Origin of the sequence: Pigmentiphaga sp. YJ18, from assembly GCF_038066655.1 — a bacterium.
In the GTDB taxonomy this organism is placed as follows: Bacteria; Pseudomonadota; Gammaproteobacteria; order Burkholderiales; family Burkholderiaceae_B; genus Pigmentiphaga.
This window is the reverse complement of sequence record NZ_JBBUKU010000003.1, coordinates 218214-243096: the sequence shown is the minus strand read 5'-3', so window position 1 is coordinate 243096 and position 24883 is coordinate 218214. Positions and strand designations below refer to the sequence as shown.

The following is a 24883-nucleotide window of genomic DNA, read 5'->3' as shown; positions in this document are numbered from 1 at the left end:
GGCTAGCCGGCGGCGCGTTCGGCGCCCCGGGTATCCGGATAGCGCTCGGGGTTGAGCTGGCGCATCTCGGCCTCGATCCAGTCCTCGACTCGGCGGTTGATCTCGTCGGCGGTCAGGCCTTGCGGATCGATAGGCGGGCCGATGGAGACGGTGATCAGGCCGGGACGCTTGACGAAGGTCTTGCGCGGCCAGCATTCGCCGGCGTTGTGGGCGATGGGCACGACCAGCGCGCCGGTGCGCGCGGCCAGGCGCGCGCCGCCGCTCTTGTACTTGCCCTTCTTGCCCGGGGCGATGCGGGTGCCTTCCGGGAACATGACCATCCAGCGGCCCGCGGCCAGGCGTTCGCGGCCCTGCGCCACGACCTGCTCGAAGGCGTCGCTGCCTTTCTTGCGGTCGATGGCGATCATGCGCAGCCCCGCGAGACCCCAGCCGAAGAAGGGCACCCAGTTCAGCTCGCGCTTGTACACGTAGCAGACTTCGCGCGGCATCCAGGCGGGAAAGAACATGGTTTCCCAGGTCGATTGGTGCTTGGGCAGCAGGATGGCCGGCTGGTCGGGAAGATTGTCCCAGCCCTTGATGCGCCAGCGCATGCCGGTGATCCAGCGGCCGCCCCAGATCATCAGGCGCGGCCATCCTATCGTGAACCGGTAGCGCCACCGCAGGGGCAGGGGCAGCCACAGCACGCAGAGGATGGCGTAGGGAATCACCGTGACGATGAAGAAGATCGAGAACAACAGCGAGCGAAGCCAGCGCATCAGTGCTCCTCGGCCTGGGCGGCGGTTTCGAGCGCGTCGGCGACTTCCCCCAGGTCGTTCCAGACCACCGTTCCCGCCGGCAGCTGGCCCTTGGCGAGGGTCTTGGGCCCGTTGCCGGTCAGCACCAGCCAGGGCGTGCAGCCGGCGGCAGCGGCGGCTTCCAGGTCGCGGGCCGAATCACCCACCGAGGGCACGCCGTGCAAGTCGGACTCGAAGCGCCGGGCGATCTCGCGATACAGGCCGGGCAGCGGCTTGCGGCAGTCGCAGCCCTCGTCCGGCGCGTGCGGACAGATGAAGATGGCGTCGATGGCGCCGCCATGCTTGGCCAGCGACGCCCGCAGCTTGGCGTGGATGGCGTTCAGCGTGGCCGCGTCGAACAGGCCGCGGCCCAGGCCCGACTGGTTGGTGGCGACCACGACGCGATAGCCGGCCTGGTTGATGCGGGCGATGGCTTCGAGCGCGCCGGGCAGCGGAATCCACTCGTCGGGCGATTTGACGAAGTCGGGGCTGTCCTGGTTGATGACGCCGTCGCGGTCCAGGACCACCAGCTTGGGGCGGGCAGGAGTGGTGGGCATGTCAGGTATCCATGGTGTGGCACGATACGCATCGCATGAAACGGGCGCGACTCGCTCCGGGACGCAGCGGATCCGGCTTTGCCGGTCCGCCTGCGTCGCCCCCTGGGGGGCGCGCGTCAGCGCGTAGGGGGGGGCTCATCATGTCAGGCGGTTGCCAAACGGGACAGATCGGCCACGTGGTTCATCGTGCGGTGCAGTTCGGCCAGCAGCGCCAGGCGGTTGGCCCGCACGGCCGGATCCTCGGCCATGACCATGACGTCGGCGAAGAAGGCGTCGACCGGCTCGCGGGCCTGCGACAACACCGTCAGGGCGCCGGCGAAGTCGCCCTGCGCGAACTTGCCCTCGGCCTGCGGCCGCAGCGTGCGCACGGCTTGCGCCAGCGCCTGTTCGGCCGGTTCCTTGAGCAAGGCTTCGTCGACCGCGCCCGGCTCGCCCTCGACCTTCTTGAGCAGGTTGCCGATGCGCTTGTTGGCGGCAGCCAGCGCGGCGGCCTCGGGCAGCGCCGAGAAGGCGACCACCGCGCGCACCCGCGCCGGCACCTGGGCCAGGGGCGGCGCCACGGCGACCACGGCATCGACCGCGGCGCGGTCGAACTGGCCAGCCAGCTGGTTGCGGTAGCGTTCGAACACGAAGGCGCGGACCTCGTCGATCTGGGCCGCCGTGGGCGGCGTGGCGAAGGTTTCCGCCGCCCGTGCCAGCAGGCCGTCCAGCGTGAGCCCGGCGCCGCCGGCGGACAGGCGCCCACCCGCGTCGAGCTGCTCGAACGCGCTGATCAGCCCCAGCGCCGCGCGGCGCAGGCCGTAGGGGTCCTTGTCGCCGGTCGGGACCAGGCCGATGCTCCAGATGCCCAGCAGCGTTTCCGCGCGCTCGGCCACGAACAGCGCGGCGGCGGTGGCGCCGTCGGCGTCGACGGGCTGGTCCAGGCGGATGCGGTACTGCTGGCGGATGGCCTCGACCACGTCGGAGGCCTCGCCGTCGGCCGCCGCGTAGTAGGCGCCCATGACGCCCTGCAGTTCGGGGAACTCGCCCACCATGCCGGTGACCAGGTCGGCCTTGGCCAGCAGCGCGGCGCGGTCCGCGCGCTCGGGATCGGCGCCGATCGCGCCCGCCACCCAGCGCGCCAGCGCGCGCACGCGCTGCGCGCGTTCGAGCTGGGTGCCGAGCTTGTTGTGATAGACGATGGTGCCGAGCTGTTCGACCCGGCCGGCCAGCGGCACCTTCTTGTCGGTCTCGAAGAAGAAGCGCGCGTCGGCCAGGCGCGGCCGGACGACCCGCTGGTTGCCCTCGACGATGTTGGACGGGTTGGCCAGGGCCATGTTGCTGACGATCAGGAAGCGGTGCGTCAGCTTGCCGGTGGCCGCGTCGAACAGCGGGAAGTACTTCTGGTTCAGCCGCATCGTCAGGATCAGGCATTCCTGGGGCACGGCAAGGAATTCGGATTCGAACTCGCCCACGTAGACCGTGGGGTACTCGACCAGCGCGCACACCTCGTCCAGCAGCGAGGCCACGTCGGCCTCGTCGCCCAGCGAGGCCTGCAGGCGCGCGGCCTGGTCGCGCAGCTGGCGTTCGATGGCGGCGCGGCGCTGGTCGAACGAGGCGATCACGCGGCCCGGTTCGTGCAGCAGCGCTTCATAGGCGTCGGCCGAGGGCAGTTCGATCGTCGCCCGCGACTGGAAGCGATGGCCGCGCGTGTTGCGGCCGGCGCGCAGGCCGAGCGCGCAGATGTCGACCACCGTGTCGCCGTGCAGCGCCACCAGGCCGTGCGCGGGGCGCACGAAGCGGACGGTGGTGACGCCGTCGGCCAGTTGATAGCTCATGACCTTGGGGATGGGCAGCTTGCCCAGCGTGTCTTCCAGCGCCGCCTGCAGGGCGGGCGCCAGCACCGCGCCCTTGGCGATGCCGCGATAGACGAGCTGTTCGTTCTTGCCGTCCGACTCGCGCGCGAGCCCGGACACGTCGACGCCTTCCAGGCCCTTGGCCGCGAGCTTCTTTTGCAGCGCGGGCGTGGGCTGGCCGCTGGCGTCCAGCCCCACGCTCACGGGCATGAGCTTTTCGGAGAATTCGCTGTCGGCCCCTTGCGGCAGCACGGCCGACAGGCGCACGGCCAGCCGCCGCGGCGTGGCATAGGCGGTGGTGGTGCTGCCGTCGGCCAGCAGGCCCCGGCTCTTCAGGCCGGCGGCGATGCCTTCGGCGAAGGCCTGTCCCAGGCGGTTGAGCGCCTTGGGGGGGAGTTCCTCGGTGAACAGTTCCAGCAGGAGGGGGTGAGCGGCCGGCATTTACGCGGCCTCCTTGCGTGCAAGCATGGGAAAGCCCAGTCGTTCTCGTGATTCGTAGTACGCCTGCGCGATGGCGCGCGACAGGTTGCGGATGCGGCCGATGTAGGCGGCGCGCTCGGTGACGCTGATCGCGCCCCGGGCATCGAGCATGTTGAAGGTGTGGGCCGCCTTGAGCACCATTTCGTAGGCCGGCAGCGCCAGCGGCACTTCCACCAGGCGCTTGGCCTGGGCCTCGTAGTCGTTGAAATGGCGGAACAGGGTCTCGGCCGACGAATGCTCGAAGTTGTAGGTGGACTGCTCGACTTCGTTCTGGTGGTAGACGTCGCCGTAGGTGACGCGCGTGCCGTCCGGCGCCTCGGTCCAGACCAGGTCGTAGACGCTTTCGACGCCTTGCAGGTACATGGCCAGGCGTTCCAGGCCATAGGTGATCTCGCCCATGATGGGCTTGCAGTCGATGCCGCCGACCTGCTGGAAATAGGTGAACTGCGTCACTTCCATGCCGTTGAGCCAGACCTCCCAGCCCAGTCCCCAGGCGCCCAGCGTCGGGTTTTCCCAGTCGTCTTCGACGAAGCGGATGTCGTGTTCCTGGGGATCGATCCCCAGCGCCTGCAGCGAACCGATGTAGAGGTCGAGGATGTTCGGGGGCGAGGGCTTGAGCACCACCTGGTACTGGTAGTAGTGCTGCAGGCGGTTGGGGTTCTCGCCGTAGCGGCCGTCCTTGGGGCGGCGCGAGGGCTGCACGTAGGCCGCGCGCCAGGGCTCGGGGCCGAGCGCCCGCAGGAACGTGGCGGTGTGCGACGTACCGGCACCGACTTCCATGTCGTAGGACTGCAGGAGGGCGCAGCCTTGCTGGCTCCAGTATTCCTGGAGTCGGAGAATGATTTGTTGAAATGTCAGCATGGTGTTGGAGTAGATGCGGCCGCGGGCGGCCTTGCGGCACGGCGAAACCCTGGATTTTAACTGGCCCTGGCGAAATGCGGAGGGATGGCGCCCCGGGGCGCCGCGGCGTATCAGTCCACGCGACGGATCCGCAGCCAGCCGAGCACCGCCAGCAGGGCCGCGACGATGAACAGGATGGGCACGTTGCCGGTGCGTGCGTAGGGCGTGAGCCCCGTGGTGCCCTGCACCGTCGCGTCCAGCGCGCCGACGCTGTGCGGCGCCAGTTCGCCCACCACCTGCGCCCGCTCGTCCACCACCGCCGTCATGCCGGTGTTGGTGGCGCGCAGCATGGGGCGCCCGGTCTCGCGCACCCGCATGCGCGACATCTGCAGGTGCTGGGGCAGCGCCAGTGAATTGCCGAACCAGGCCAGGTTGCTGACGTTGGCGAGGATGGTGGCGCCAGGATCGGTCGGGCCGGGCCGGACCGCGGGCAGCAGTTCCTCGCCGAACACGTCTTCGTAGCAGATGTTCATCGCGATGTACTGGCCGCCGATGTCGAACGGTTTCTGCCGTTCCCGGCCCCGGTCGAAGTCGCCCAGCGGCATGACCATTTCATCCACGAACCAGCGGAAGCCGGGCGGCACGAATTCGCCGAAGGGGACGAGATGGCGCTTGTCGTAGCGGTGCGCGACGCGGCCGGCTACCAGTTGTTCCGGCGAACTGCGGCCATCGAGCGAGATGACGCTGTTGTAGTAGTAGTCGCGGTCGGGATGGATGTCGCGCATGGCTACGCCCAGCGCGAACGTGCCGCCGCGCAGCGCGGCGCTGTCCACCCATTCCTTCCAGGCCTCGGCGCTGAGCTGGTCCTGGAATACCGGCACGGCGGTCTCGGGCAGCAGCGTAAGGGCAATGGGCTTGCCGTCGGCCCGCGGCGCCTCGGCCAGATCGCGGTGCAGGTCCATGCCCTGCCAGATCTGGGCCGGATCGAACTTGTCGGCCAGCGGGATATTGGCCTGCACCAGCCGGACCGTCAGCGGCGCGCCGTAGGGGCGCACCCAGTTCCAGGCCGCGCCCGCCATGCCGACGAGCAGCACGGCCAGCGCCGCCGCAGGCGCCCGCCATCCCGGGCGCAGCGCGGCCGCGAGACTGGCGGTGCCGCGCTCGGCGGCGGCGCTGGCCGCCCAGACCAGCCCCGAGGCGGTCAGCGCGGCGGTGAAGGCCACGCCGTAGACGCCCAGCAGCGGCGCCCAGCCTTGTAGCGGGCCGTCGACGTGGGCATAGCCGATGTTGAGCCAGGGGAACCCGGTGAACAGGACGCCGCGCAGCCATTCCGCACCGGTCCAGGCCGTCGCCATCGCCAGCACACAGGTCAGTGGCGAGGCAAGCCGGGCCGGGCCGTCCGCGGCGGTTGGCCGCTGCGACAGCCACCATGCCACGCCGGTGGCCAGCGCGGGATACAGCGCCAGATAGGCGGCCAGCAGGCCCACGCCCAGCGCCGCCAGCGGCGCCGCCATGAAGGCATAGACGTGCAGGCTGATGTAGATCCAGGACACGCCGACCAGGAAGGTGCCGGCGCCGAAGGCCGCGCCGATCCATATGGCGCCCCGCAGGCTCGTGGCGCGCCAGATCAGCCAGCTCATGCCGCCGAAGGTGGATAACTGCAGCACCGGCAGGAACCAGGCTGGAAACGGAGTGGGCGCGAAGGCCAACCCCTGTAGCATGCCGAGGATCAGCGCTCCGGCCAGCGCGGCATAAGACAGGGGCACGGGCGGAGTCAACCTTGGTTGGGGAGCGGGGAGGCCGGCGCGGAGCCAGCTGCCAGGCGGGAGACGCGCAGCCAGAGCGCGCGGCGGGCGTCGGCGCGGATCACGTCTATGCGCAGGTCGTCGCGTTCGATGCGGTCGCCGCGCCGGGGGATGCGGCCCAGGGTGCCGGCCATCCAGCCGCCCACGGTGTCGTATTCGTCGTCGTCCAGCGACGAGCCGAACGTTTCGTTGAAGCGGCGGATGTTGGTCAGCGCCATGACCCGCCAGCGGTTCTTGCCGTCGGGGAAGATGGACTGCTCGACGGCGGCGTCGTCGAACTCGTCCTCGATTTCGCCCACGATCTGCTCGAGCACGTCCTCGATGGTGATCAGGCCGGCGGTGCCGCCGTGCTCGTCGACGACGATGGCGATATGGTTGCGATTGCTGCGGAATTCGCGCAGCAGCACGTTCAGCCGCTTGGATTCGGGAATGAAGACCGCCGGCCGCAGCAGCGTGCGCAGGTCGAGTTCGCGGTCGATCATGTAGCGCAGCAGGTCCTTGGCCAGCAGGATGCCGATGACGTTGTCGCGGCTGTCCTCGAACACCGGGAAGCGCGAATGCGCGGTCTCGATGATGGTGGGCAGCAGGACGTCGATGGGCTGCGAGACTTCCAGCATGTCCATGCGCGAGCGCGGGATCATGATGTCGCCCGCCGTGAGCTCGGAAACCGCCAGCACGCCCTCGATCATGGACAACGCCTCGGCGTCGAGCAGGTCGCGGCTGTAGGCGGCCTCGAGCACGGCCTTGAGGTCCTCGCGGTCTTCCGGTTCGCGGTGGATCAGCGCCGAAAGCCGTTCGAAGAAGGTTCTGGGAGGTTGTTTGGGCGTACGCGAAACGTACGCCGGACTAGGGGAGGTGTCTGACATCGTCCAATAGGACAAGTGTTGCAAAAGTTTAGGATACCCGATACGGGTCGGGTATTGCCATCTCGGCCAGGATACGGGTCTCCAGGGCCTCCATCCGCCGGGCGTCGCGGTCGTTCAGGTGGTCGTAGCCCAGGGAATGCAGCACGCCGTGGACCACCAGATGGGCGGCGTGATGCAAAAACGGCTTTTTCTGCGCCCGCGCCTCGGACGCCAGCACCGGCAGGCACAGCACGATGTCGCCGCCCACCACGCCATCCGGATCCGCGCCGTACTCGAAGGTCAGCACGTTGGTGGCATAGTCGCGCTGGCGGAAATCGCGGTTCAGCCGCCTGCCCTCGGCGGCGCCCACCAGCCGCAGCGTCAGGACGACCCCCGCCACGCCGGCCAGTTCGGGCGCCCGCAGCGCCTGGGCCACCCAGCGCCGCAGCCGCCAGCGCGGCAGCCGAGGCTCTTCCCGCCCGTACTGGATCGCAAGGGACAGCGCCGGCGCGGCGGCGGGCGCGTCAGCGGCCCGGGGCTTGCTGCTGGCCATGTTTCTCGTAGGCGTCGACGATGCGCGCCACCAGCGGGTGGCGCACGACGTCGCCGCTGGTGAACTGGGTGAACGACAGGCCCTGTACCGAAGCCAGCACCTGCGAGGCATCCAAAAGGCCGCTGCGCTGGCCCTTGGGCAAATCCACCTGCGACGGATCGCCGGTGATGACCGCCTTGCTGCCGAAGCCGATGCGGGTCAGGAACATCTTCATCTGCTCGGGCGTGGTGTTCTGCGCCTCGTCCAGGATCACGAAGGCATGGTTCAGCGTGCGCCCGCGCATGTAGGCCAGCGGCGCGATCTCTATCGTCTGCTTCTCGAACAGCTTGGTCACGCGTTCGAAGCCGATCAGGTCGTACAGCGCGTCGTACAGCGGGCGCAGGTAGGGGTCGACCTTTTGCGTCAGGTCGCCCGGCAGGAAACCCAGCCGCTCGCCCGCTTCGACCGCGGGCCGCGTCAGCACGATGCGGCGCACCGACTCGCGCTCCAGGGCATCGACGGCGCAGGCCACGGCCAGATAGGTCTTGCCGGTGCCGGCCGGACCCATGCCGAAAGAAATGTCGTGCGTCAGGATGTTGCGCAGGTAGTCGCGCTGGCGAGGCGTGCGGCCGCGCAGGTCCTGCCGGCGCGGCAGACGCAGCACCACCTCGGTCTCGCCCGGGGCGCCCTGCGGCGGCGTGTCCTCGTCGGTGTCGTGGGCGGCGGTCATCGCGCCCAGCTCGACCAGATTCAATTGCAGCTGGTCCACCGACAGCGGCTGGTCGGCGTGTTCGTACAGATATTGCAGTGCCGCCGAGGCCGCGTCGGCGCGTTCGCCTTCCAGCGTGATGCGGTGGCCGCGGCGCGCCAGCTCGACGCCGTAGGCGGCGGCCAGCTGACGCAGGTTCTCGTCCAGTGGGCCGCAAAGATTCGACAGCCGGGCGTTGTCGTCGCCCAGCGAGACGACGACCGGCGCGGCGCGGCGGTGGGAAGCGCGGGAGGCGGCCGTCATGCGGACACCCCTCCGGCCGTCTCGCGCGTCACGACCTCGCCGCGCAGCGTGTGCGACAGCGCCGTGGTGATGCGGATGTCGGCCACCTGGCCGACCAGCCGCGCGGGCGCGGGGAAATTCACGATACGGTTGTTCTCGGTACGGCCCATCAGTTCGTTGGGATCCTTGCGCGACGGGCCTTCGACGACGACCCGCTGCGTGGTGCCGACCATGCCCTGGCTGATCGCCGCGGCCTGGTCGTTGATCAGCGCCTGCAGGCGCTGCAGGCGCGCGAGCTTGACGGCCTGCGGCGTATCGTCGGCCAGATCGGCCGCCGGCGTGCCGGGGCGGCGCGAATAGACGAACGAGAACGACGTGTCGAAGCCGACCTCGTCGATCAGCCGCATGGTCTTCTCGAAGTCCTCTTCGGTTTCCCCGGGAAAGCCCACGATGAAGTCCGACGACAGCGACAGCCCGGGCCGGGCGGCGCGCAGCTTGCGCACGATGGACTTGAACTCCAGCGCCGTGTAGCCGCGCTTCATCGCCGCCAGCACGCGGTCGCTGCCCGCCTGCACCGGCAGGTGCAGGAAGGACACCAGTTTGGGCAGCCGCGCGTAGGCCTCGATCAGCCGCGGCGTCATTTCCTTGGGGTGCGAGGTCGTGTAGCGGATGCGCTCGATGCCGGGGATGTCGTGCACGTATTCCAGCAGCAGCGCGAAATCGGCGATCTCGGTCGAGCCGCCCATGCTGCCGCGATAGGCGTTGACGTTCTGCCCCAGCAGCGTCACTTCCTTGACGCCCTGGTCCGCCAGGTCGGCGACCTCGGTCAGCACGTCCTCGAACGGGCGCGAGACTTCCTCGCCGCGGGTATAGGGCACGACGCAGAAGCTGCAGTACTTGCTGCAGCCTTCCATGATCGACACGAAGGCGGTGGCGCCTTCCACCCGGGCCGGCGGCAGGTGGTCGAACTTCTCGATCTCGGGGAAGCTGATGTCCACCTGCGACACGCCCGAGGCGCGCCGCCTGGCGATCAGCTCGGGCAGCCGGTGCAGCGTCTGCGGACCGAACACCACGTCGACATAGGGCGCGCGCGCCACGATGGCATCGCCTTCCTGGCTGGCCACGCAGCCGCCCACGCCTATGACCAGGTCGGGCTTCTCGCGCTTGAGCATCTTGGCGCGGCCCAGGTCGGAGAAGACCTTTTCCTGCGCCTTCTCGCGCACCGAACAGGTGTTGAACAGGATGATGTCCGCGTCTTCGGGACGGTCGGTGATTTCCAGCGGCTGGTCGGCGTTCAGGACGTCCACCATCTTGTCCGAGTCGTACTCGTTCATCTGGCAGCCGAAGGTGCGGATGTACAGCTTGCGGGGAGTGGGATGGCTCATGTCGATTGCCGTGACGGGGTTATAGCCCGGGGGCAGAAAGGCGGAACAGGACATTTTAACAGAGGGGGCACGGTTGGCCGGACGCCACGCGGGCGCCGTGTTCAGGTCTCTGTCAGTCCCTCCGGGCTAGACTGAAGCCTCAGATGATTGCTTTGCCGCTACGGGCGCCGGCGGAATCCGCAGATCCCCAGCGCCTGGCAGGGTTGTTGTCCGACACCGATACCGCGCTTCCCCCGCGAGCATATTGAGGCGCGGCATTGTGTGCTCCCTATTGGCCCGACAGTTTACTGTCGGGCCATTTTTTTGGGTGCTTCAGGGGCCCTGGTCTGGGCATGGCTGTCCATTTGCGTCCCGTTTCCTGACTGTATATAATCGCGGTCTTGGCTTTTTTGGCGCATTAGCTCAGCCGGTTAGAGCGACGGAATCATAATCCGCAGGTCCCCTGTTCGAATCAGGGATGCGCCACCAAATTTCACAAGGGTGCCCACGTAAGTGGGCACTTTTGTTTTGTTCCGCAAAAACGGCGTTATTCCGCAAAATTCATTCCGTGGGCGTCGTCACATCCCCCTTCCTCTTGCGGACATAGGTCTCGGTCATGGCCACCGAGGCATGCCCAAGTTGCTTCTGAGCTTGTCGAATGTCCTTGGACGATTCGGCTTTATCCGTACCTGCCTTAGCTCGAAGACCCCGGAACTGAAATGCAGACTTCCGGATGTTGGCTGCTTCTCGTGCTTTATCGAAACGGCTGCGAAGCGCTTCACGTCCCAGGGCTTGCCCCTGCCCGTTCACGATCAGCTTTCTGCTGGCAACCTTGTAGGTGGCCTTACGGGCTAGGATCCGTTCGATCACCTGTGCCAATTTGCCGATGATCTGGATACGTAGCTTCTTCTTCGTCTTACCTTGTTGAAGTTCCAGTTGCCCATTGATGATGTGGTCTTCAGAGAGCTTCAGGGTATCTGCGGGGCGTTGACCCGTGAGGTAAGCCACGTCCATGGCGTCCATCAAGGGTTGATCAGCCTTGTCGTAGACGGCTTTGTATAGGCCGTTCTCGACGTACACATCTCGATCAGATTCTTTGTTCTTCCGCACCCCCTGAGCCGGGTTCGGTGCGCTGGTGAGACCCACCTCGTGTGCATAGTTGAAGATGGTGCTAAAGAGGGCGATGTCCCTGTTGGCTCTTACATGGCCAGCGTTCTGAGGAACCGGCTGGCCTTTGTCCTTGTACCAATCCGCCGCTTGCTTCATCCGCCAGCGGATGTACTTGGCGATGTGAACAGGCTGGATCGCGTCCAGTGGGACAGGGGGCTTGTCGAAGCTCAGCCCTGGCGTGGAAACGCGCCGGGGCTTTTTGTTGTCTAGTGTGTTCGCTTAGAAACCAGACGGGTCTTCGGAAGGAGGGTTAGCACGCACGAGGACTTGTCGGTGGAGTCAGAGACCTCCGTAAGACCGCCTTTAAGATTGGCAGTGAAGGTCTCGTTGATACGATCAATGGTGACTTTGAAGCTACTGCCATCGTGGTATTCGCCGGATACTGTGCGTTTTCCATCGCCATCCGAAATCGAAATAGTCGCGACCTCCAGCAAATTGATGCGAATATCGTCGGGCTGGAGTGCTGGTAGCAGAGTTCCATCGGGCTTCAGCGTGAATTCGACCATACGGCCCCCGGGTAAGTTTTGACCATCAAATACAACCATTCTAGTTTTGCTGCCACTGCTATCCCAACGTGGAGCGAGGTCCGCGAAGGTCTGGCGGTCCTCGCTCCCTGCTTCAGGGGCATTCAGGCAAGCTCAGAAGGTTGTTTTTCTGCGTCGCGTCGGGTTGAGTGCGCAGGTATTTGTTTCCCCCGCGGCTGGTGGCTACCTCGACCCAGACGGTCCGGCCATCAACCGAAACATAGAAATTCCACTCACCTCGCTCGATCCTCCCGATCGCGTCTGCAAGAGTCAATTTCCAGCGGCTGGAGCCGTAACCCCCCACGTGCGTGATCGATTCGTTCGGATCGTTGCGCGGAACCTTGTTGATGCACTTGATCTCAGCGTTTTGAGCCATCACTTGTCTCCAATGGTGTGGAGATAGAAGTCTGTATATTTTTGTTACATAGCCGCAATGCTGGTTAACCTTTCAGGTAGTCGTCGTTAACCCAACCCCAAGGATCGCACTTGTCGCGCTCAAAACTACGAAGCGCTCCTCAGCGCATTGCTTCGGTTCGCCATCGTGTGGCGACAGCACAGGCACCCAGCGAGTTGCGGATGCAGGATGCGCCAGGCGGTGGCCAAGCCTGGCGCCGCTGGTGTCAGATAGGCGGTAAGGAGGTTCAGGTAGAAGATCAGGGTAGGGAGCTTTTTCATGGTCGCTTCAACGAAAGAAGACGACCTGAATGATCTTGTCACGACCGGCGGAAATCCTCTTGTGGATTTTCAGATCGGCCGGCCCGGCCGTCGCGACGGCGACGCGTCAAGTGAAAACTCGGGTCCAGGGCGTGTGACCAAAACGTGCCTAAAAAGGAAGAAATGGGCACAAAAAAGTATAATTTCGGCTTGCAGTAAAGCTTGGATGGTGCTGCAAGTTAGTGATTTAAAAGACTTTATTTTGCTGTCTATTTATGGCTTGTGGGGATCATAATCCGCAGGTCCCCTGTTCGAATCAGGGATGCGCCACCAAGAATTGATACGGCCCGCAGCAATGCGGGCCGTTTTGTTTTCAGCACTTGGCTCGCCGCATCGCGCTACTTCCTTCGGTAGCTCTTGTTTCCGCTGTCCGTGAGGCAGTACACCCCGCCGCGGGGGCCCGTGCAGTACGTCCCGCTTCGGCAATTGCATGATCCGTCCGCGGCCGGCGCGGCCCGCTTTGGCGCCGCCATCAGTCCCTGCTTGCCGCCGAAGGTCGCCTGGCAGGACTTCTTCGAGGCGCTGATCGAGCCGTCGTTGCAGATGAACGTGTCGCCGTCGCACTGGGCGATGCCGCCTTTGCGGCCGGAGCATGGCTGGTTCGCGGCGTCTGCCGCGGGCCAGGCCAGCAGGCTGCCGATGGCCAAGGCGAAGCATGCGATCTGTTTCATGCGCGGCTGCGGTCTGCTCATTCCGGCAACCGCGCCGGAAGCACCAGCAACAGCCGCGCGCCATCTTCTCCCATCGTGAACGCCACACGCCCGCCCAGCTCGCGAGCCCGGCGGTGCATGTTGCGCAGCCCGTTCCCCGCGCCGGCCTGGAGCGGCCGGCCGCCATCGTTGAACACCGATAGCGCCGCCATTCCGTCCTCGGTCGTCCTGCCTTCGATAGCCAGGCGACGCGCGGGCCCGTGGCGGATGGCGTTGGTGACGGCTTCCTGGAGGATGCGCAGCACGGACAGGGCGTTCTGGGGCGTGACGCCGGTTACCGCGGGCAGTTTCTCGGTGGACCAGTGGAATTCGATGCCCAGGCGCCGCAATTGCGGTTCCAGCCGTTCGCGGAAGGCCGCCAGGGCCACGCCCAGGTCGCCGTCGCCCAGGTCCAGGGAATGGACCACCAGCCGCAGGTCGTCGAGCGCGGCGCGGGCCGCGCGCTCGATGGCGTGGCCGCCTTCCTGGTTGCGTTCGGCCAGCGCGATGATGGCGACGAGGTGGCCGCTCATCCCGTCGTGCAGGTCCCGCATCAGGCGCTGGCGCTCCTGTTCGCGCACCATCTGGCTGGCGTGGACCTTTTCCTTTTCGTGCAGCAGTCCCAGCTCCGTCTCCCGCGCCGCCAGTTTCTGCCGGAGCGTGTCGTTGGCGTGGTCCAGGCTGTTGAGGCTGCGGGCCAGCCGGCTCATCAGGATGACCATGATGGCCAGCAGCATCAAGGTGCGGGCGTACGAGGCCAGGAGGAAAGGATCGTCGTATCGTCCGGTCACCACGAGGATGTCGTGCACGCCGAACCAGACCGTCAGCGCGCAGGGGCCCACCATGATGGCGGCATCCCAGTTCCTGTCCTGCGCGAACTGATGCGCCAGGATGCCGGCGGCGACGACATAGGCGGTCAGCGTGATGCAGGCGCTCAGGAGTCCGATCACCGGAAACGGAACCAGCCCGGTCTGTCCCAGGACCAGGAGGAAGGCGGGAACGGCGATGACGGCCGGCAGCAACTGCCTGGGGCGGCGCCGTCCCACGATGGCCAGGGCCATGCCGATCGCCATCAGGCCGACGGCGGACACGAGCGAGATCGTCTGGAGTTGTTGCAAGGTGCCCAGCGGGGCGTGCGGGGATTGGCCAAGAACGACGAGGATGCTGGTGACCGACATCGCGGCCAGCCATCCAAAGACCGGGTCGTGCCTGCGGGCGGTCCAGATGCTGGCGATGCCTATCGTCAGGGCGATGTGCAGGGCGAAGGTCATGGCGCGGATTTCCTCGATCAGGAAATTCGACAACTGGTACGCGGGCATGACCGCGGCGGCGGTTCCCACGCTGACCTGGGAAAGGCGGCCCGGCAGCCATCCGATCTTGCGGGTCTGCCGCAGCAGGATTTCGTTGTCGCCCGCGTGAATCGCGCCGTCGGGAATCCGCGCCAGGAAGGAATAACCGCTGGTGGGCGTCGACCACACGGTATCCGGCGCCGTGTCCGCTCTCCGGCCGTTCACCCAGGCTTCGACGCGATGGCGCACGGCGGGGATGAACAGGAACATCGACTCGTCGGGCACGTCCGAGAGGTGAAAGGAAAGGCGATAGCTGCCGGTCGTGAGCTCGTACAGCGTCTCGGGCATCCATTGATGGGGCAGGGGGACGGTCTGTTCCGGGCTTTCCCCTTCCTGGATGAAGCGGGCCTGGGTGATCGCCAGGGCGTCCGGTGGCGGGGACGTGTCCACGAGGTGGGGCAGCGCGCCGATCGCCAGGATCAGCGCGATCAGGACGATCCCGGCGAGCAGTCTTCCATGATCGTGCGACAGGCCTGCGCGCAGTCCCATCACAGCTTGATGAGCCCGAGCCGCGAGGCTTCGAAGACGGCTTCGGAACGGTTGGTGGCTTGCAGTTTGCGATAGATGTTGCGGATGTGAACGGGAACGGTCTGCCGGGAAATGGCGAGCTTGTCGGCCAGTTCGCCATAGGTGTAGCCCTTGGCGATGCCCCACAGGATGTCCATCTCGCGTTCGGTCAGGGAGGGCTTGTCCGCTGCCTGCGCCGTGTCGCTGGCCACATGCCCCTGTTCGGCCAGGCGGCGGACCAGGACGCGGGCGATGCGCGAGGAAATGGGCGAGCGGCCGGCCATGACGTCCCGGATCGCGTCGAGCAGGTCGATGGAGTCGGCATCCTTGAGCAGGTAGCCGGCGGCGCCCGCCTCGATCGCGTCGAGGACGGAGCGCTCGTCGGCCAGGATGGAAATGACCATCGCCTCGGCCTTGGGCTGCCGCTTGGCCAGGAAGCGGATGGCGTCGATGCCGCTGCCGTCCGGCAGGTTGAGGTCGGTGATCAGGAGGTCGATCTCGTTGGCGCCGATGGCGATCAGGGTTTCCTCGAGGTTGGCGCAGGCCGCGCACAGGTCCGCCTCGGGCCATTCGCCGATGATGCGGGCGAGGCGCTCGCGTATGGGCCCATCGTCTTCGGTCAGCAGAATCCTGAGCGGACCCGTCGTCATTGCAGATCTCCTGGCCGCACTGCCGCCGCGGCCGTCCCGTCGGCCCATGGCGAGTGCGCATTTCTCGATTGAGCAAGTATCGCAGAGGGAACCGCGCCGACCATACCATGTACATGGTATTCAACCGGCGGCCCAGGCGTGACTAAGATGCGCCCATCGCGGCGATCGACTGCGCGAGTCCTGGGGGAATACCAATGAGAAGATACATCCAGCGCCTGGCGGCGGTGGGAGCCGCCACCGTCACGGGACTGGCCGGCTGCGGCGGCGGCTCGTCCAGCAGCGGCGATGGCCAGGCCGAGGGGCCGGATGCCAATCCGCCCAATATCCTGTTCGTCGTGATGGATGACGTGGGCATCGACCAGATGGCCGCCTTCGGCTATGGCGGCGCCACCGCGCCCAGCATGCCCAACATCGGCGCGGTCGCCTCGGCCGGCGTGCGCTTCCGCAATACCTGGTCGATGCCGGAGTGCTCGCCGGGCCGGGCCGCCTTTTTCCTGGGCCGCTACCCGACCCGCACCCGCATCTATCAGGCCATCGGGCCCAACGATCTCGCCAATTCGCAGGTGTCGCCGTACGAGGTGACGGTGCCCAAGCTGCTCAAGCGGGCCAACTACGAAAGCGCGATGTTCGGCAAGTTCCACCTGGCCGGCCCCGAGAACAACGAGGCCGGCAACGCCACGCCCAGCGTGCTGGGCTGGGACCACTTCTACGGCTGGATCGGCGGGCTGCCCGGCTCGATCGACTCGACCGCGGGCGGCATCGCGGCCGAGAAGACCTATGCCTGCGGCTTCGTGCCGGGCAAGGCCGCCGGCGGCGCGGACACGGGGGCCTGCTACCAGGCCGACAACAGCTGCACGACGGTCAGCCGCACCTCGCCCCTGCAGGACGCGGCTGGCCTGCAATGCCTGTCCGCGGGGGGCATCTTCGTGCCCCGTGAGAGCTGTGGCACGGCGCCGGCCACGCTGAATTTCGAGCGCGAGAACGCGTATTACGTGTCGCCGCTGGTGATCATCGACGGCGGCAAGGTCACGGAAGTTCCGCTGAGCGACCCGCGTGCGCGCGGTTATCGCACGCGCATCGAAACCGATGCCGCCATCGACTGGATCAAGTCGCGTCCGTCGTCGCGGCCGTGGATGGCCACCGTCAGCTACAGCGCGGCCCATACGCCCTGGCAGCAGCCGCCTCGCAGCCTGGTGCCGGCCAGCGGCAACGCGACGGCCGACGGCTGGGACTGCAACGGCACGCTGACCGGCCGCCGCATCCAGGACCAGATGACCGAGGCCCTGGACACCGAGTTCGGCCGCCTGCTGGTCGAGACCGGGCTGGCGCGCCGGAGCGATGACGGCCAGTTGCAGTACGACCCGAAGGCCGCCAACACGGTGATCGTGATCGTGGGCGACAACGGCACGCTGGGCTCGGCGGTCAAGCTGCCGTTCAGCGGTTCGCAGGCCAAGGGCACGGCCTACCAGACGGGCGTCTGGGATCCGCTCATCATTGCCGGGCCCCAGGTCGCGCAGCCCGACCGCGAGGTCGATCACATGGTCAACATGGTGGACCTGTTCCAGTTCTTCGGCGAGGTGGCCGGCATCGACGCGCACGCGGCGGTCCCGCGCACGATCGACTCGGTGGCCATCCTGCCCTACCTGACCCACCCCGACCAGCCCAGCCTGCGCACCGTCAACTTCACCATCGGCGGCTACAACCAGCAGGCCGAGGGCGGACGCAACGGCGCCTGCGTGATCAATACGAGCTGCACCCAGATCCCCGTCTCCAAGAGCGTGTGCGAGGACAACCAGGGCACGTGGTGGGGCGCCGGCTACGACGATCCCTCGGTGATTCCCAACGGAGGAGCCGGCTACGGCTCGTGCTGGAGCGTCAACCAGGCGCTCTACAAGGCCGACCGCGATCAGCTCGAGATCCTGCCCGAGATATCGGCGGCGATCCGCGACGACCGCTACAAGCTGGTCCGCAATACCCGCCAGGCCTACGACAGCGCGAGCGACAGCGGTACGACGATCGTGACCGAGGAACTGTACGAGGTGGACCAGGCCGCACCTGAGCCCTTGCTCGACACGCCCGATCGCAACCTGTTGCCGCCGGCCACTGCCGAGGCCAGCTCCGCCTATGCCGACCTGCGCGCCAAGCTCGACGACATGCTGGCTGCCGATCCTGACTGCCCGGGCGATGGCAACCGCGACGGCGTGGTCGATGCCGAGGACCTGTCCAACTGGAGCCGGCTGGCCCGGGACTGGGGCCTGTCCAGCGTCTACGACTTCGTGATCGCCAACGTGCTCGATGGGCGCACCAACGACGCCGATGGCCAGATCGTTCGAAACAACCTGGGCAAGACCTGCCCCAAGAGCCATGGCATCTATTGACCTGAAGAACAGCCGCCGGCGCCTGCTGGTGGGCGGCGTGGCCCTGGCGGCCGCGGGTACCGCGGCAGGCGGCGTCCTGGGCTGGCAGGCCTGGCGCAGCCGTCCCGCGCAAAAGCCGCGCGTCGTCCTGGGCGATGGCATCAAGACGCCCAAGGACATGGCCTGGGTGCCGGGCGGGGTGTTCCTGATGGGCAGCGACCACAAGCTGGCCTATCCCAACGAACGCCCCACGCACGAGGTGCGCGTTCCGGGATTCTGGATGGACGTCACGCACGTCACGAACGACCAGTTCGCCCGCTTCGTGCACGAGACCGGCTATGTCACCACCGCCGAGCAGAAGCCGGACTGGGAAAGCGTGCGCGTGCAACTGCCGCCCGGCACCCCGCGCCCGCCTGACGACGTGCTGGTGCCCGGGGCCATGGTGTTCGTCGGCACCGACCGGCCCGTGCGCCTGGACGACTATTCCCGCTGGTGGCGCTACGTCCCGGGCGCGGACTGGCGTCATCCCCAGGGGCCGGGCAGTTCCATCGAGGGCAAGGGCGGCCACCCGGTGGTCCAGGTCAGCCATGCCGATGCGCTGGCCTATGCCAAGTGGGCGGGCAAGCGCCTGCCGACCGAGGCTGAATGGGAATTCGCCGCGCGCGGCGGCCTGGAACAGGCCACCTATGGCTGGGGCGACGAGCCGCTGCTGGACGGCGCGCGCCAGGCCAACTACTGGGACGTGCGCGAGCGCCGCTTTCCCGTGGTCAGCCCGCGCGCGGGCGGCGCGGCCGGCACGGTCGAGGCCGGCACCTTCCCGCCCAATGGCTATGGCCTGCTGGACATGACCGGCAACGCCTGGCAGTGGGTGGCCGACTGGTATCGCGCCGATTACTTCGTGCAGCAGTCCAGGCTGCCGGTCCATCCCATCGACAACCCCCAGGGGCCCGCCGACTCCTACGATCCCGGCGAGCCCGGTGTTCCGCTCGACGCGCCCAAGCGGGTCATCCGCGGCGGTTCGTTCCTGTGCAACGAAGACTACTGCCTGTCGTACCGGCCCAGCGCCCGGCGCGGCTCCGACCCCTACAGCCCCATGTCCCACCTGGGATTCCGGCTGGTCAGGACTTGAGAGGGAGAACAAGCATGAAAACGATAGCGCGCGGCAAACCGATCATCCTGTGCGCGGCGGCCGCGGCCGCATCCGCGCTGCTACTGTCGAGCTGCTCGGACGATAGCGGCGCCAAGCCCTCGCCGCAGGCGGAGCAGAAACCCAACATCCTGTTCATCGTGATCGACGACTTCGGCCTCGATCAGCTGACCTCCTACGGCTACGGCGGCGCGGTGCCGCCCAAGACGCCCAACCTGACGGCCATCGCCAAGGCTGGCCTGCAGTTCCGCAATGCCTGGGCCATGCCCACCTGCACGCCCACCCGCGCCACCTATTTCACGGGCCGCTACCCGTCCAGCACCAACATCCTGAACGCGGTGGTGTCCACCGACCTGGCCAACTCCGAAATCTCGCCCTACGAGGTCACGCTGCCCAAGCTCCTGCGCACCCAGGGCTATACCAGCGCGCTGATCGGCAAGATGCATCTGACCGGCTCCGACCTGGGCACCGCCGCCAACCTGCCCTATGGCCACCAGACCATGTGGAAGCTGGGCTGGGACTACTTCGACGGCTATCTGGACGGCGCGCCCTATCCGATCGATACGCGGGCGGGCCTGGCCACCGTGGCCGAAGGTACCTACAAGTGCGGCTTCGTGTCGAACACGACGATGGATCCCGTCAACGGCGCCGATGGCGGCGCGTGCTATTTCGCCACGGGCGGTTGCGAGTCCATTGCCCGCAGCAGCGACATCGTCACGCCCGGCCGCAGCTGCATGGAGCGCGGCGGCATCTTCGACCCCGGCCAGTCCTGCCAGAGCACCCGGCCCGGCTACATCGACTTCAGCGCGCAGAACGGCTACTACACCGGCGAGTTCATCCAGAGCTGGGCCGATGGCAGTTCGCGCAAGGTCACGGCCACCGATCCGTCCGCGCGCGGCTACCGCAGCACGATGGAAACCGATCGCGCCGCGGCCTGGGCCAGCAAGCAGTCCAAGGACAAGCCCTGGATGATGTCGGTCGGCTATTCCGCCATCCACGCGCCGCTGCAAGTGCCGCCCCTGTCGCTGGTATCGGAATCCACGCCGGGCCGCAACGACAACCTGCTGTGCTCGCCTGCCAGCGACATCGAGGGCGCGCCGGGCCAGATCACGGCCCTGGTCGACGACCACATCGTCACCAACCTGATGGTGGAGGCCATGGACAAGGAAATCGGCCGCCTGCTGGTCGAGCTGGAGCTTGCCACGTGGAACGACGACGGCACGCTGAACTACCAGCCGGAGAAGACCAACACCATGGTGGTCGTCATGGGCGACAACGGCACCTACGTCAACAGCGTGAAGTTCACCGCGCCGGGCCGCTTCGATCCCACCCGGGCCAAGGGCTTCCCCTACCAGACCGGTGTGTCGGTGCCCCTGCTGGTGGCCGGCCCCATCGTGAAGGAGCCGGGCCGGGAAGTGCCGCATCAGGTCAGTTCGCCCGACCTGTACCAGTTGTTCGCCGAAATCGCCGGCGCCGACGTCAAGGCCACCGTACCCGCCAACCGTCCGGTGGATGCCCAGCCCATGCTGGCCTACCTGACCACCCCCGACCAAGGCGCCATCCGTACCCTGAACTTCTCCGAGATGGGCACCAATTTCATCAACCCGGCCACGGACATCACGCCCCAGCCCTGCGTCGTGGAGGCCGCCAACGTCTGCTTCACCATCTTCCCGAACAAGGCCTTGTGCGAAGACCAGAGCGGTGTCTGGTACGGTGCCGACTCCGGACTGGCGGGCGTGCCCGCGGAAGGCTTCAGCCAATGCGGCCAGGTGCTGTCCTACCGCAAGGCCCTGGAGGCGGACGACCCCGTGGACATCCTGCCTGATTCGCAGAAGGCCGTCAGCGACGGCAGCTACAAGCTGGTGCGCCTGAACCGCAAGACCTATACGGTGGATACCGCCAATCCGGTCAACTCGGCGTACGTGGAAAACAAGAACACCGACGAGCTGTACCGGATCGACATGGCCGTTCCCAACCCCACGCTGGACCGCAGCGGCAGCGCCATCGCCACGGGTACGCCCACCATCACCGCCGCGCTGGACGGCGAGGCGCAGCAGGCCTATGCCACGCTCAAGGCCGAGATGGACAAGCGCGACCAGGTGGCGGCCTACAACTACAGCTATGACACGCTCAACTGCCCAGGCGACGGCAACCGCGATGGCGTGGTCGACCAGAAGGACCTGGACAACTGGACGGAGCTCAGCCAGTTGAACCTGCACGAAGGTGTTGCGCAGTCCAGCTGGTACGACTTCAACCACGATGGCAAGACTGATGCCGCGGATCGCGCCATCATCCAGACCAACATGGGCAAGGCTTGCAAGCTGAGCGTGGCCGGTTGAGCGTGCGCGGTGGCCGAGGACTCAGATCGTCCTCAGCCACCTGCCACGGCTCTTGCGCTGCTGGCCGGCCAACGGCGGCAGGTCGAAGGGATGGTCGTCGTCGAACGGCGATTCGTACGGTGTCCTGATCAGTCCGGCCAGCTTGTAGGGCGGGGACGGCAGGGGTTCGAAGCGCCGGCCCGTGCGGGCCAGGCGATTCATCTTGTCGGCGTTGTACAGGCGCCAGCCGGGTGGATCGCCCGAGCGGCCATCGAGCTGCCAGGCGATCACGACCAGCGTGCCGTCGGTGGTGGCGCCCAGGCTGTGGGGATGGGCTATGCGCGTGGCGCCGTGGTAATGGAACTGGAGTTCGGACCGGACGGCAATGGCGGCGGACAATAGGGTGGAGCGGGTTTCGTTGTGCATCGCAGCTCGGGTAATCCTGATGGATTCCCTTGATGGTAGCGCCTGAAAAACCGGATCGCCAGGAAAATGTTGCGATGCACAAATACGGGTCGGAACGCACCATGACGGCGCGTCCGGGACCCTGTCCTGGTGCCTTGCCGGTCAGAGTTCGACCAGCTTGCGGTTGGCCGCACCCGGCAGCGTGGCGAGGCTCTGGCCCAACGATGCGCGATAGCCGCGGGCATGCACCGTGTCGACGTATTGCCAATCGGCGCGGATGCGCTCGGGCGTGACGGTCAGGACCATGTAGCCGCGCAGGCTGGTGTCGGCGTACTTCAGGCTGCCCGCCCACTTGTTGCCCGCGGGCAGGGTGGACAGGTTGGCCAGGCCGGTCAGCAGGGCAGCCAGTTGAGCCGGCGGCACGCCGTCGCCCAGGTATTCCTCGAAGCCGGGCGAGGTCACCGACGACGCGGCGAACTCCACGCCCACGGCGTTGCCGTCCTTGTCGCGCAGGTCGCTGGCCCAGGCGTTGTGGGTATCCCCGGCCAGCACGACCAGGTTCTTGTCCAACTGGCGCGCCATGCCCAGCACGGTCTCGCGCGCGGCCCAGTAGCCGTCCCAGGAGTCGAGGTTGTACGGGATGCAGGGCATGGCCAGGATGGCGCGTTCCTGCGCCGTCAGGGTCGGATCGCCGGCCTGCTGCCGGGCGACGAGCCGGGCGTAGGCCGCGGGGTCCATCGCGAACTGGGCGGGGATCTCGACGTCGCCCAACTGGCCCGTGGAGGCCAGCAGGCCCAGCAGGACCGGCATGGGCAGGTGCACCGGCGCCATCAGCACCTGCTGACCCAGGACCTGCCAGGTTGCGCTCGACGAGGCCATGCGATCGCGCAGCCAGGCGGTCTGGGCCTGCCCCATCAGTTGGCGATCGGGCGCGGCGACGTCGGCGGTGAACGCGGCGGCGAACTGCGCGAGCCCGGTCGCGGGGTCGGGACTGCCGAGCAGCGCGCCAAAATAGCTGGCGTAGGACAACTGCCGGGCGCGAGCCAGGACGCGCGTGTCGAGCATGTGGAGCGACAGCAGGTTGCCGAAGTCGAAGCTGCGGTAAATGACGTTGGGCGCCGACTGCGGACGGGTGGGCAGCCACTCGTGGTAGGCGCGCACCGCGGCCGCCTTGCGCAGCGCGAAGTCGCCCTCGGAGTCGGGCTGGTGGTTCTCGGCGCCGTTTTCCCAGGTGTCGTTGGCGATCTCGTGATCGTCCCAGACGGCGATGAAGGGCAGGGCGGCATGAACCGCCTGCAGGTCGGGGTCGCTGCGGTACTGGGCATAGCGGCGGCGGTAGTCCGCCAGCGACACGATCTCGTTGGCCGGTTCGGACGGCCGGCCCATGGCCTGCGCCTGTTCCGAGGCATAGCCGTCGCGGCCGTATTCGTAGATGTAGTCGCCCAGGTGGATGGCGGCATCCAGGTCGCCGCGCTTGGCCGCCTCGGCATAGACGTGGAAATAGCCGGCGGGGTAGTTGGAACAGGAGAAGACCACCAGCTTGACCTGCTTGACCGAGCCAGTAGGCAGGGTACGGGTGCGGCCGACGCCGGAAACCTTGTCTTCGTGCTTGAAGCGGTACCAGTAGGACGTGCCCGCGGCCAGGCCGGTGACGTCGATCTTGACGGTATGGTCCTGGTCGGCGCGGGCGCTGGCCGACCCGTTCTTGGCGATGTTCCTGAAGGCCTCGTCCGTGGCCATTTCCCATTCGATGTCGACGTCGCCGCCGCCGGCCGGGACGGCGCGGGTCCAGATGACGACGCGGTCGGCCAGCGGATCGCCGCTGGCCACGCCGTGGGTGAAGCTGACGTCGGTGGGATGGTCGTCGTCGCCGCCGCCGCAGGCGGCCAGGGCCAGGGTAGAGGCGGCGCCGGCGCCGCCCAGGGCGACGCCGCGCAGGAAGCGGCGGCGCGCAAGGGTATCGGTCATGTTCGTCGTGTTCACGTGGGGGAGACGCCGGGCAGCCTACCCGCCACAGGTGACAACGAAGTGAACGATCGGCTAGGGCGCCGGTTCCCCCAGCACGCGCTGGATGACCCCGCGCAGCCAGATGCTCTTGGGGTCGTCGTGGAAGCGTCGGTGCCAGTACTGCTTGAGGTCGTAGCGGCGGATGGGGAAGGGCGGTTCGATGATGCGCGCGTTGGCGCTGCGCACGTGCAGCTCGGCCACCGCGCGTGGCAGCACGACGATGAGGTCGCTGTCGTTGATCAGCGTGCCCAGGCTCATGTAGTGCGAGGTGTGCAGCGCGATCTTGCGCTCGATGCCGCGGGCGGCCAGTTCCTGCTCGAACATTTCCTGGCTGCGCCCGTCGTCGCGCACCAGCACGTGGTCCATGCCCAGGAATTCGTCCAGCGTCATGCGCGGACCGGGCAGCGGATGGGCCTGGCGCACGAGACAGGTCAGGTCGTGCGAATACAGCCGCTGCTGGAAAATGAAGTGGGATTGCAGATCGGGAAAATAGCCCAGTACCGAATCGACGCGGCCTTCGTACAGGGCGCCTTCCAGCTCGGCCGGCAGCAGGCCGACGGTGCGCAGCCGCGCACCGGGGGCCTCGGCGCGGATGCGCCGGTACAGGGCGGGCAGGAAGACCGCCTCGCCGATCTCGCTCATGCACAGCGTCAGTTCGCCGTCGAAACGGGCCGGCGAGAACTCGGGGTTGGGCAGGATCTCGTGGTCGATGACCTGGATGACCTCGCGCGTGCGGGCAATGATGTGCTGCGCGCGCGGCGTGGCTTCCATGCGGGAGCCGCGCCGCACGAACAACTGGTCGCCCAGGGATCCGCGCAGGCGCGACAGCGCGGCGCTGGCCGCCGGCTGGCTCATGGCAAGGCGTTGCGCGGCGGCGCTGACGCTGCCGGTGTCGTAGATGGCGACCAGCACGCGCAACAGATTCAGGTCGGTCTTCATGCGGCGGATATTATCCGAAAATCAAATAGTCGATATTGAAAATATTTGCTATTGAAATTCTGTCGGTGCCGGTAGATTGCTGGCT

The 24883-nt window shown here is 67.0% G+C and carries 22 protein-coding genes and 1 tRNA gene; 5 read left to right on the top strand and 18 right to left on the bottom strand.

Features of this window, described 5'->3' with window-relative positions; all coding sequences use genetic code 11:
* Positions 1–2: 2 nt before the first annotated feature.
* The 9 genes from WKR98_RS20930 to miaB form a co-directional block, all read right to left on the bottom strand.
* Positions 3–755 carry a lysophospholipid acyltransferase family protein gene (locus WKR98_RS20930; protein WP_124690707.1) on the bottom strand — a complete coding sequence of 251 codons (753 nt, stop codon included), beginning with the start codon at positions 753–755 and terminating at the stop codon, positions 3–5.
* Positions 755–1330, bottom strand: coding sequence for a D-glycero-beta-D-manno-heptose 1,7-bisphosphate 7-phosphatase (gene gmhB / locus WKR98_RS20925; RefSeq protein WP_341434584.1), 576 nt, complete (start codon positions 1328–1330; stop codon positions 755–757). Before gmhB ends, WKR98_RS20930 begins: the two co-directional genes overlap by 1 nt.
* A gap of 143 nt (positions 1331–1473) precedes the next feature.
* On the bottom strand, positions 1474–3606 hold the full coding sequence (gene glyS / locus WKR98_RS20920) for a glycine--tRNA ligase subunit beta (protein WP_341434583.1): 2133 nt from the start codon (positions 3604–3606) through the stop codon (positions 1474–1476).
* Positions 3607–4506, bottom strand: coding sequence for a glycine--tRNA ligase subunit alpha (glyQ, locus tag WKR98_RS20915; RefSeq protein WP_124690704.1), 900 nt, complete (start codon positions 4504–4506; stop codon positions 3607–3609).
* Positions 4507–4616: 110 nt separating this feature from the next.
* Positions 4617–6251, bottom strand: a complete 1635-nt coding sequence (lnt, locus tag WKR98_RS20910; protein ID WP_341434582.1) for an apolipoprotein N-acyltransferase — start codon at positions 6249–6251, stop codon at positions 4617–4619.
* A gap of 8 nt (positions 6252–6259) precedes the next feature.
* Positions 6260–7156 (bottom strand): HlyC/CorC family transporter, encoded by an 897-nt coding sequence (locus WKR98_RS20905; protein ID WP_341434581.1) that lies wholly within the window; start codon positions 7154–7156, stop codon positions 6260–6262.
* A gap of 28 nt (positions 7157–7184) precedes the next feature.
* On the bottom strand, positions 7185–7688 hold the full coding sequence (gene ybeY / locus WKR98_RS20900; RefSeq protein ID WP_341434580.1) for an rRNA maturation RNase YbeY: 504 nt from the start codon (positions 7686–7688) through the stop codon (positions 7185–7187).
* A complete protein-coding gene (locus tag WKR98_RS20895) occupies positions 7660–8679 on the bottom strand; it encodes a PhoH family protein (protein ID WP_341434579.1) in 1020 nt (339 codons plus the stop codon). Before WKR98_RS20895 ends, ybeY begins: the two co-directional genes overlap by 29 nt.
* A complete protein-coding gene (gene miaB / locus WKR98_RS20890; protein WP_341434578.1) occupies positions 8676–10043 on the bottom strand; it encodes a tRNA (N6-isopentenyl adenosine(37)-C2)-methylthiotransferase MiaB in 1368 nt (455 codons plus the stop codon). Before miaB ends, WKR98_RS20895 begins: the two co-directional genes overlap by 4 nt.
* A gap of 391 nt (positions 10044–10434) precedes the next feature.
* Here miaB and WKR98_RS20885 point away from each other — a divergent pair.
* A tRNA-Met gene (locus WKR98_RS20885) sits at positions 10435–10511 on the top strand.
* Positions 10512–10583: 72 nt separating this feature from the next.
* Here WKR98_RS20885 and WKR98_RS20880 read toward each other — a convergent pair.
* The 3 genes from WKR98_RS20880 to WKR98_RS20870 form a co-directional block, all read right to left on the bottom strand.
* Positions 10584–11288: a tyrosine-type recombinase/integrase gene (locus tag WKR98_RS20880; RefSeq protein ID WP_341434577.1), complete on the bottom strand. Its 705-nt coding sequence runs from the start codon at positions 11286–11288 to the stop codon at positions 10584–10586.
* A 110-nt stretch (positions 11289–11398) separates the two neighbouring features.
* The gene (locus tag WKR98_RS20875; RefSeq protein WP_341434576.1) at positions 11399–11737 is read right to left on the bottom strand and encodes a hypothetical protein; all 339 of its coding nucleotides are present in this window, start codon (positions 11735–11737) and stop codon (positions 11399–11401) included.
* A gap of 73 nt (positions 11738–11810) precedes the next feature.
* Complete coding sequence (locus tag WKR98_RS20870) at positions 11811–12092, bottom strand: DUF3892 domain-containing protein (RefSeq protein ID WP_341434575.1); 282 nt, start codon at positions 12090–12092, stop codon at positions 11811–11813.
* A gap of 297 nt (positions 12093–12389) precedes the next feature.
* Here WKR98_RS20870 and WKR98_RS20865 point away from each other — a divergent pair, with 297 nt between their 5' ends.
* Positions 12390–12665 (top strand): hypothetical protein, encoded by a 276-nt coding sequence (locus WKR98_RS20865; RefSeq protein ID WP_341434574.1) that lies wholly within the window; start codon positions 12390–12392, stop codon positions 12663–12665.
* Positions 12666–12768: 103 nt separating this feature from the next.
* Here the strand turns inward: WKR98_RS20865 and WKR98_RS20860 are convergent, their stop codons facing one another.
* Genes WKR98_RS20860 through WKR98_RS20850 form a run of 3 tightly spaced genes read right to left on the bottom strand, consistent with a single transcriptional unit; the run spans position 12769 to position 15625 of the window.
* Positions 12769–13101: a YdcA family protein gene (locus WKR98_RS20860; RefSeq protein WP_341434573.1), complete on the bottom strand. Its 333-nt coding sequence runs from the start codon at positions 13099–13101 to the stop codon at positions 12769–12771.
* A gap of 17 nt (positions 13102–13118) precedes the next feature.
* Positions 13119–14957 (bottom strand): sensor histidine kinase, encoded by a 1839-nt coding sequence (locus WKR98_RS20855; protein WP_124690697.1) that lies wholly within the window; start codon positions 14955–14957, stop codon positions 13119–13121.
* Positions 14957–15625 carry a response regulator gene (locus WKR98_RS20850; protein WP_124690696.1) on the bottom strand — a complete coding sequence of 223 codons (669 nt, stop codon included), beginning with the start codon at positions 15623–15625 and terminating at the stop codon, positions 14957–14959. The genes WKR98_RS20855 and WKR98_RS20850 overlap by 1 nt, the downstream gene beginning before the upstream one ends.
* A 194-nt stretch (positions 15626–15819) precedes the next feature.
* Between WKR98_RS20850 and WKR98_RS20845 the strand changes: the two genes are divergently transcribed.
* Genes WKR98_RS20845 through WKR98_RS20835 form a run of 3 tightly spaced genes read left to right on the top strand, consistent with a single transcriptional unit; the run spans position 15820 to position 21468 of the window.
* Positions 15820–18003: a sulfatase-like hydrolase/transferase gene (locus WKR98_RS20845; protein ID WP_124690695.1), complete on the top strand. Its 2184-nt coding sequence runs from the start codon at positions 15820–15822 to the stop codon at positions 18001–18003.
* Positions 17990–19111, top strand: a complete 1122-nt coding sequence (locus WKR98_RS20840) for a formylglycine-generating enzyme family protein (RefSeq protein WP_124690694.1) — start codon at positions 17990–17992, stop codon at positions 19109–19111. Before WKR98_RS20845 ends, WKR98_RS20840 begins: the two co-directional genes overlap by 14 nt.
* Positions 19112–19125: 14 nt before the next feature.
* Positions 19126–21468, top strand: a complete 2343-nt coding sequence (locus tag WKR98_RS20835) for a sulfatase-like hydrolase/transferase (protein WP_124690693.1) — start codon at positions 19126–19128, stop codon at positions 21466–21468.
* Positions 21469–21489: 21 nt separating this feature from the next.
* Here WKR98_RS20835 and WKR98_RS20830 read toward each other — a convergent pair whose 3' ends face one another.
* The 3 genes from WKR98_RS20830 to WKR98_RS20820 all read right to left on the bottom strand — a co-directional run bounded on the left by WKR98_RS20830 (position 21490) and on the right by WKR98_RS20820 (position 24798).
* The gene (locus WKR98_RS20830; RefSeq protein WP_124690692.1) at positions 21490–21873 is read right to left on the bottom strand and encodes a hypothetical protein; all 384 of its coding nucleotides are present in this window, start codon (positions 21871–21873) and stop codon (positions 21490–21492) included.
* Positions 21874–22014: 141 nt separating this feature from the next.
* Complete coding sequence (locus tag WKR98_RS20825; protein ID WP_124690691.1) at positions 22015–23820, bottom strand: alkaline phosphatase D family protein; 1806 nt, start codon at positions 23818–23820, stop codon at positions 22015–22017.
* A 72-nt stretch (positions 23821–23892) separates the two neighbouring features.
* Positions 23893–24798 carry a LysR family transcriptional regulator gene (locus WKR98_RS20820; protein ID WP_124690690.1) on the bottom strand — a complete coding sequence of 302 codons (906 nt, stop codon included), beginning with the start codon at positions 24796–24798 and terminating at the stop codon, positions 23893–23895.
* Positions 24799–24883 lie beyond the last annotated feature (85 nt).